A 6,561-nucleotide genomic window follows, 5' to 3' on the forward strand; every position below is an offset into this window, starting at 1 on the left:
AGACCATGGCCTGGGGGATGCCGGCGGCGGCGATGATCTCGAGCGCCGTGGCCCCCGGGATGATGTCGAGCACGCGGGTGTCGCGGTAGTACAGCTTCGGCCCGCCGCGGCGGGCCTTGACGGCGCGCAGCACCGGCCCGGCAAAGGCGGCGAGGACCAGGGCCAGGATCGTGATCCGGGTCCACAGCGCACCCGCGGCGGCGAAGGCCTGCGCCTCCGGCGTCAGCTTGATCGAGCGATGCAGGTCCTCGAGCCAGCCGGGCTGGGCCGCGAGGTCCCGGACCTGCAGCCCGGCCGAGACGAACCCGGCTAGGCCGAGCGCCGGGATCAGCAGGGCGGCGGCGTAGAGATAGGGCACCACCTTCGGGTACCAGGGCCTGAGCCGCAGCCAGTAGTGCACGCCGATGCAGCCATGGCCCCAGGCGACCAGCACCACCACCGCCTGCTGCAGCGCGACCAGGCCGTTGCCCGCCCACATCGCCGACAGCACGTAGCGATAGGGCGTGCCGACGCCGAACCGCTCGAAGGCGACGACGGTGCCGAAGACATGGGCGGCCAGCAGCAGCGGGATCGCGAGGCCGAGCCCGAGCTGCACCGCCTGCCAGCGCTTCAACCGGAAGTTGTGCCGCTGCCAGATCGAGACCAGCGCATTGGCGATGTGGACCAGGAAGGCGGCCGCCAGGATGGTCAGGCCGGGCTGCCTCTCCCACACCAGGATGAACAGCCCGAGGCCGCGCTCCATCACGTCCAGCGAGATGAGCCCGGCCGCGTGGTTGATCAGATGGGTCGCCAGGAAGGCGAAGAGGACCAGCCCGCTGGGCAGCCGCAGCCGCTGCAGCCACGCCCCGGCCCGCGATCCCGGGGTGTCCGCGGCGCGATGGCCGCTCAGTTCAGCGGACCGGAATAGACCCAGGTCTCCACGGTGTCATGGGCGCGGAACGCCGGGACCTCGGGATGATGGTAGACGAAGACGCGGATCGCCGCCTCCATGGCCACGGAGCGCGGCGCGCCCCGGGCCACCAGCTCGCTATAGGCGCGGGTCACGGCCTGCTGGCAGCGGCAATCCGCCGAGCCCTCGGCGAAGGGCTGATCGCCGAAGCCGCAGCCTTCAGGACTTCTTTTTCCGGCCATAGAGTTCGAGCCTGTGATCGACGAGTTCGAAGCCGAGCCGCTTGGCGATCTTCTCTTTCAACTGCTCCAGCTCCTGGTCCTTGAACTCGATGACCTCACCGGTTTCAAGATCGATCAGGTGGTGGTGATGCTCGAGATTGACCTCGAAGCGGGAGTAGTTCTCGTTGAAGTCGTGCCGCTGCACCAGGTTAAGCTCGTCGAGCAGGTGCAGGGTGCGGTATACGGTCGCGATGCTGATCGACGGATCGATCTCGCGCGCCCGGTGATAGACGGTTTCGACCGATGGATGGTCGAGAGACTCGGTCAGCACCTGCAAAATGACACGACGCTGATCGGTCATCTTCAGGCCGGCGGAGACACATCTCTCCTCGAGCGTCATGGCTCAAACCCTCTCTAGCCGCGGAACTGCTGGCGGATTTAGAGAGATTACAGATCGCAACGGCGCTTGGCACCCGAAAATGCGCCGCAGGGCACCGGGAGGACGGCCACGATGGATCTCTTCGGACTGGAGATGAGCATCCACGGCTGGATCGCGCTCGCTATCGCCGTGATCGGCATCGTCGCGCTCAATCTCGGGCTGATGCACCTGGCCCGCAAGAAGCATGACTCCCATTACGACCCGAACCGTCACGATCCCGATGACGCCCCCTGAGCGGCGGCGGCGGCGCTGTCCTCCGGCCGGTCGAGGCTGCGGGTCAGCACCATGCGGTGCGGGAACGGGATGTCGATGCCCAGCTCGTCGAAGCGCCGCTTCATCCGGCGGTTGAACTCGCGCATCACGCCCCATTGCTTGGCGGGCGGGGTCTTGATCCGCGCCTTGATGGTCACGGCGCTGTCGCCGAACTTGTCGAGGCCGATGATCTCGATCGGCGCCAGGATGGCCGGCGCCCAGCCGGGGTCGAGCTGCATCTCGCGACCCAGTTCGCGCAGCACGTCGAGGACGCGGTCGACATCCTGGTCGTAGCCGATGCCGACATTGAACACGGCGAAGGAGAAATCCTTGGTCATGTTGATGATCGAGGTGACCGAGCTGAACGGCAGCGTGTGCACCGCCCCGGTCTCGTCGCGCAGGCGGATGGTGCGGATGGTGATGCTCTCGACCACCCCGCTGTCGGAGCCGAGCTGGACAACGTCGCCGACCGACAGCGTGTCCTCGAACAGGATGAAGACGCCGGTGATGACGTCCTTGACCAGCGTCTGGGCGCCGAAGCCGATCGCCAGGCCGACCACGCCGGCGCCGGCCAGGAGCGGCGCGATGTTCAGCCCGACCTCGGACAGAACCATCAGCACCACCACGGTGATCAGCAGCACCAGGAAGGCGTTGCGCAGCAGCGGCAGCAGGGTGCGGGCCCGGGCGCTGCGCTGCACCAGATTGCCCGAGGCATCGTGCCGGTTCAGGTGGAACTCGATCAGCTGGCTGACCGCCTCCCACGCCACCAGCGAGGCGACGATCATGAACAGGATGGCGCCGCCGCTGGACAGGATGGCGCGCCCGGTCGCGGTCTCCATCCAGGCGATGCCGCCGAGCTGCCAGACCTCGAGCAGCACCAGGACGGTGCAGATCAGCACGATCACCTTGAGCGCGGTATCGAGCACCGGCAGGTAGCGGTTGGCCCGATGCTCGAGGCCCGGATACCGGGCCTTCAGCTCCGGCCCGATCGAGAAGGCGCGGTGGATCAGCCGTGGCCCATAGGTGGAAATCAGGCGCCCCAGCACCAGCGTCGCCACGGTCAGGACGGTGGCGCGCAGCACGAAGATGAAGCCGCCATTGATGCCCAGCGCCCAGATCGCAAAGGTGACGGCGACATAGGCGATGGCCACCAGATGCCAGACATCGGCGGAGCGCCGGCGGAGGGACCCGACCGCCCGCGTCACCGCCGCGTCCTCGCCCTCGGCCCCGTGCCGACGGCGGCCGCGCAGCCAGTCGGCCACCGGCACGCGGTTCTGCAGGATCAGCACGATCACCATCGCGGCGACGGCCAGGCCGACGATGTAGGTCAGCGCCGTCAGGGCCCCGTACGGCGTCTGCAGCACCGAGGCGGTGACGACGGTCAGGTAGCCGAAGACGGTCAGCCGGATCAGCCTCTTCGCCCAGATGTAGAGGTAGCCGGCGGTCTCGTCGCCGACCCGCACCAGCCGCAGCCGCGGATGCTCCGGCGTCAGCACGATGCGGATGACCATCAGGGCGACGCCGCTGATGATCACGGCGTAGACCAGCGCGGTGACCACGATGGCGACGAATTGCGGCGGATCCAGCACCGTGGTCATGCCGTAGGCGCCGAAGACGAAGCCCAGCAGCGGCAGGAAGTCCAGCACCGCCTGGCCCAGGATCAGCGGCAGCTTGCCCCAGAACGTGGCCGGCGGATGGCGGTCGATCGCCGCCCTGGCCCCGCGCAGCAGCCGGGACACCAGGAAGCCGACGGCGAGCCCCACCGCGAAGACGGCGAGCACGTTGAGGAACACCGCGATCCACCGCGCCCGCGCCGCCGGATCGGCCAGCTGGTCGCGCGCCCAGACCAGCAGTTGCGGCGACTGCGCCAGGGTGCTGCCGATCACGGCGACGCCGCTGGTGACGTCGCGCACCTTCTCCGACACCGCGACCAGGGCCTGACTGCCGACCGCCTCCAGCGCGGTCTTCTTGTCCTCCTCCGCCGCCTGGGCCTGCAGCAGAAGCTGCAGCTGGGCGACCAGCGCGGCCCGCGCCTTGTCGTCCTGCAGCGTGGCGATCAGCGCCTTGACGCGCTCGGGGTCGGCCTGCTGGTCGGTGGCGGGCGGCGCGGCGGCCGGCGTGGCGCCCGGCACCTGGGCGGCGGCGAAGCCGGGGGCGAGCAGCAGGAGGAGAAGCAGCAGCGGGCGGATCAGGCGGATCATCGGCTCGGGCGGGCTGTGGGCGGGCGGCGTTCCGGATCGGCGCCCCGGCAGGGGGACGATGCCATCCTTCCCCGCCCGGCCCTCTGGATCAACCCGTCCATCGGGGCCATGTTGGGGACGTCCTCACGAATGGCGCCGGCACCGCGGCCGGCGAGGGAAGGCGACGATGGCGGATGACGGCGATCTCGGCTCGGTCCGGCCGAAGCTGGTCGAGAGCAAGAAGCGCTGGGCGCGCGAAGGCCGGCTGCTGACCGGTGATACGGCGGATCCGGAGCGGGACCGGCTGCCGCCGGGCCAGCGCCTGGTGGAGAACTGGCCGGTACTCGACCTCGGCGTGCAACCGGAGATCCCGCTCGACAAATGGCGGCTGACCATCGACGGGCTGGTCGAGGCCCCGGCGGTGTGGCGCTGGGACGACATCCTGGCCCAGCCCGAGTTCGAGGACGTCTCCGATATCCACTGCGTCACGTCCTGGTCGCGCTACGACAACCGCTGGCGCGGCGTCTCGGCCCGGCACCTGCTGTCGGTGGTGCGGCCGAAGCCCGAGGCAAGGCACGTCGTCTTCCACAGCTACGACACCTACACCACCAACGTCGCCCTCGATGCCTTCGCCGAGCAGGATGTGCTGCTGGCGACCCATCACGACGGCGAGCCGATCCCGGTCGAGCATGGCGGGCCGCTGCGCGTGATCATGCCCCGCTGGTACTTCTGGAAGAGCGCCAAATGGGTGAAGCGGATCGAGTTCGTCGCCGCCGACCGCCCGGGCTTCTGGGAGGAGCGCGGCTATCACAACGAGGGCGACCCCTGGCAGGAGCAGCGCTACGGCTAGGTCGCGGCGATGAAGTCCAGCAGCGCCCGCGCGGCGTCCGACCGCCAGTCCGCCGCGCCCGGCACATAGCCCCGGATGTGGGACTGGCGGTCGATCAGGTAGGTGATCGGCAGAGCACTCAGCGCGAAGGGCGCGCCGTTCGGGTTGCCGGTGCGGAAATGGCCGATGTGCTCCGCCGGGTCGGTCAGCATGGGCAGGTGCGGCAGGCGGTAGCGCCGCAGGAAGGCCTCCACCGACACGCGGCCGCCGCGATCCATGGCCACCGGCAGCACCGCCAGACCCCGCTCCTCCTCGACGGCGGCGAGCCGGTCGAGCCCCGGCATCTCGGGCACGCAGGCGGCGCACCAGGTCGCCCAGAAGTTCAGCACCACCACACGACCGCGCAGCCGGGCGAAATCGACAACGGTGCCGTCGATCGTCTCGATCGGCCGATCCGGCGCGGCCGGGACCGGCTCCAGCTCCGTGTACTGGCCGGCGGCGCTGAACAGGACGGGCGGGACCGGGGTGTCCGCCGCCCCTGCCTTCAGGCCCGGGACGGCGACGGCCGCGCCCGCCGCCAGCAGGGCGCGCCGTGTGGGACCGACCATCAGACCATTGCCCCACCCAGGCACCGATGCGAGAGCCCCCGCCTCAGCGCGGCATCAGGTTGCGCAGCGGGTCCGCACCCGGGTTGCTCTTCTGGCCCAGGAAGATGGTCCGGGCGGCGGTGCCGAAGCCGTAATAGGCATCGTTCCGGCCCTGATCCTCGCTGATCACCGTGCCGTCCAGCGTGCCGCCGGCGAACAGCCCCTTGTTCTGCGAGAAGGCATACATGTCGGCATTGGTGTTCAGCCCGGTCGAGGCGCCGACGCCGGCGCCGAGGGTGAACAGCGCGCCGGTCAGGTCGGCGCCGACGGTGAAGCTGCTCTGCTCCACCGCCCGCAGGCCCTTGTCGGTCATGATGGTCAGGACGAGCTGCGACACCTGGCCGCCGATCTGCAGGCCGAAGGAGCCGCCGCCGACGCCGTAGAAGGCCGGGTAGCTCCAGTTGCCGTCCGGCAGCCGGACCAGCATCACGGCATTGCCGCCGCGGCCGCCGAAGATGAAGCCGCCGCGCAGCAGCTCCGGCGCGATCAGCACCGCCTTGGCGCCCCGGATGTAGCGCGGCAGCTGCGTCAGCTCCGGCGAGGCCAGCAGCGTCTGCAGCGCGCCGCGGCTCTCGTCGACCAGGAGCTGCGCGTCGCTCGGCGTGGAGGTGTTCGAGCCGCAGGCGGAAAGGGTGCCCGACAGGGCCAGCCCTGCGGTCGACGCGCCTGTCAGGCGAAGGAAGTTGCGGCGGTCGATCATGGGCGGGCCTTTCCTCAGATTCCACATGAAGAATCGCGGTGTAGCGCTAAACGATCAATACATCTTTTCCGTTCCAAATGGCAGATTCAGGGCGACGACTCGCCAGCTTTCGGCGCCGGAGCGCGATCGGATGAAGTCGATCCGGGTCAGCGACAGGGTGTCGACCACCAACCGCAGCGCCCGTTCGCCGTCGAGATCCAGCGCCAGCGCCGCCGCGGCGCGGATCGTGCCGGCATGGGCGACGGCGACGATGTCGCGGCCGGCATGGGCGCCGGACAGGGCCTGGACCGCCGGCTGCACCCGGCGCAACACCGTGTCGAAGCTCTCGCCGCCGGGCGCGGCATGGGCGGAAGGGTGGGACCAGAACGGGTCGTGCCGCGGCAGCGCGTCGTAGACCTCGCGGC

8 protein-coding genes and 1 pseudogene are annotated in these 6,561 nt (G+C 69.7%); 2 read left to right on the forward strand and 7 right to left on the reverse strand.

Annotated features, from left to right (window positions below):
• From P409_RS22520 to P409_RS22530, 3 genes and pseudogenes are all read right to left on the reverse strand, one after another.
• Positions 1–742: pseudogene (locus P409_RS22520) on the reverse strand (hypothetical protein); the annotation flags it as partial.
• Positions 743–885: 143 nt separating this feature from the next.
• Positions 886–1,044: a hypothetical protein gene (locus tag P409_RS39110; protein WP_161790447.1), complete on the reverse strand. Its 159-nt coding sequence runs from the start codon at positions 1,042–1,044 to the stop codon at positions 886–888.
• Positions 1,045–1,108: 64 nt separating this feature from the next.
• Positions 1,109–1,510, reverse strand: coding sequence for a Fur family transcriptional regulator (locus P409_RS22530; RefSeq protein WP_034843967.1), 402 nt, complete (start codon positions 1,508–1,510; stop codon positions 1,109–1,111).
• A 111-nt stretch (positions 1,511–1,621) separates the two neighbouring features.
• Between P409_RS22530 and P409_RS39115 the strand changes: the two genes are divergently transcribed.
• Positions 1,622–1,783, forward strand: a complete 162-nt coding sequence (locus tag P409_RS39115; protein WP_161790448.1) for a hypothetical protein — start codon at positions 1,622–1,624, stop codon at positions 1,781–1,783.
• Here the strand turns inward: P409_RS39115 and P409_RS22535 are convergent.
• Positions 1,759–4,002: a mechanosensitive ion channel domain-containing protein gene (locus P409_RS22535; protein ID WP_052121199.1), complete on the reverse strand. Its 2,244-nt coding sequence runs from the start codon at positions 4,000–4,002 to the stop codon at positions 1,759–1,761. The genes P409_RS39115 and P409_RS22535 overlap by 25 nt on opposite strands.
• A 166-nt stretch (positions 4,003–4,168) precedes the next feature.
• Here P409_RS22535 and P409_RS22540 point away from each other — a divergent pair, with 166 nt between their 5' ends.
• Positions 4,169–4,831 (forward strand): sulfite oxidase-like oxidoreductase, encoded by a 663-nt coding sequence (locus tag P409_RS22540; RefSeq protein ID WP_034843969.1) that lies wholly within the window; start codon positions 4,169–4,171, stop codon positions 4,829–4,831.
• On the opposite strand, the gene P409_RS22545 is transcribed toward P409_RS22540, so the two are convergent.
• From P409_RS22545 to P409_RS22555, 3 genes are all read right to left on the reverse strand, one after another.
• Positions 4,828–5,418 carry a TlpA disulfide reductase family protein gene (locus P409_RS22545; RefSeq protein WP_152613490.1) on the reverse strand — a complete coding sequence of 197 codons (591 nt, stop codon included), beginning with the start codon at positions 5,416–5,418 and terminating at the stop codon, positions 4,828–4,830. The genes P409_RS22540 and P409_RS22545 overlap by 4 nt on opposite strands.
• A gap of 43 nt (positions 5,419–5,461) precedes the next feature.
• On the reverse strand, positions 5,462–6,157 hold the full coding sequence (locus P409_RS22550; RefSeq protein ID WP_052121201.1) for a lipid-binding SYLF domain-containing protein: 696 nt from the start codon (positions 6,155–6,157) through the stop codon (positions 5,462–5,464).
• Between the two features lie 54 nt (positions 6,158–6,211).
• A partial coding sequence (locus P409_RS22555) for a histidine phosphatase family protein (protein WP_161790449.1) occupies positions 6,212–6,561 on the reverse strand: 350 nt, incomplete at its 5' end.

The sequence above is a fragment of the Inquilinus limosus MP06 genome (assembly GCF_000767795.1).
Taxonomy (GTDB): Bacteria; Pseudomonadota; Alphaproteobacteria; order DSM-16000; family Inquilinaceae; genus Inquilinus; species Inquilinus limosus_E.

Coding starts and splice junctions, on each gene's coding strand:
- P409_RS22545 (WP_152613490.1), bottom strand. CDS start 5,418: ATGGTCGGTCCCACACGGCGCGCCCTGCTGGCGGCGGGCGCGGCCGTC.
- P409_RS22550 (WP_052121201.1), bottom strand. CDS start 6,157: ATGATCGACCGCCGCAACTTCCTTCGCCTGACAGGCGCGTCGACCGCA.
- P409_RS22530 (WP_034843967.1), bottom strand. CDS start 1,510: ATGACGCTCGAGGAGAGATGTGTCTCCGCCGGCCTGAAGATGACCGAT.
- P409_RS22540 (WP_034843969.1), top strand. CDS start 4,169: ATGGCGGATGACGGCGATCTCGGCTCGGTCCGGCCGAAGCTGGTCGAG.
- P409_RS22535 (WP_052121199.1), bottom strand. CDS start 4,002: ATGATCCGCCTGATCCGCCCGCTGCTGCTTCTCCTCCTGCTGCTCGCC.
- P409_RS39115 (WP_161790448.1), top strand. CDS start 1,622: ATGGATCTCTTCGGACTGGAGATGAGCATCCACGGCTGGATCGCGCTC.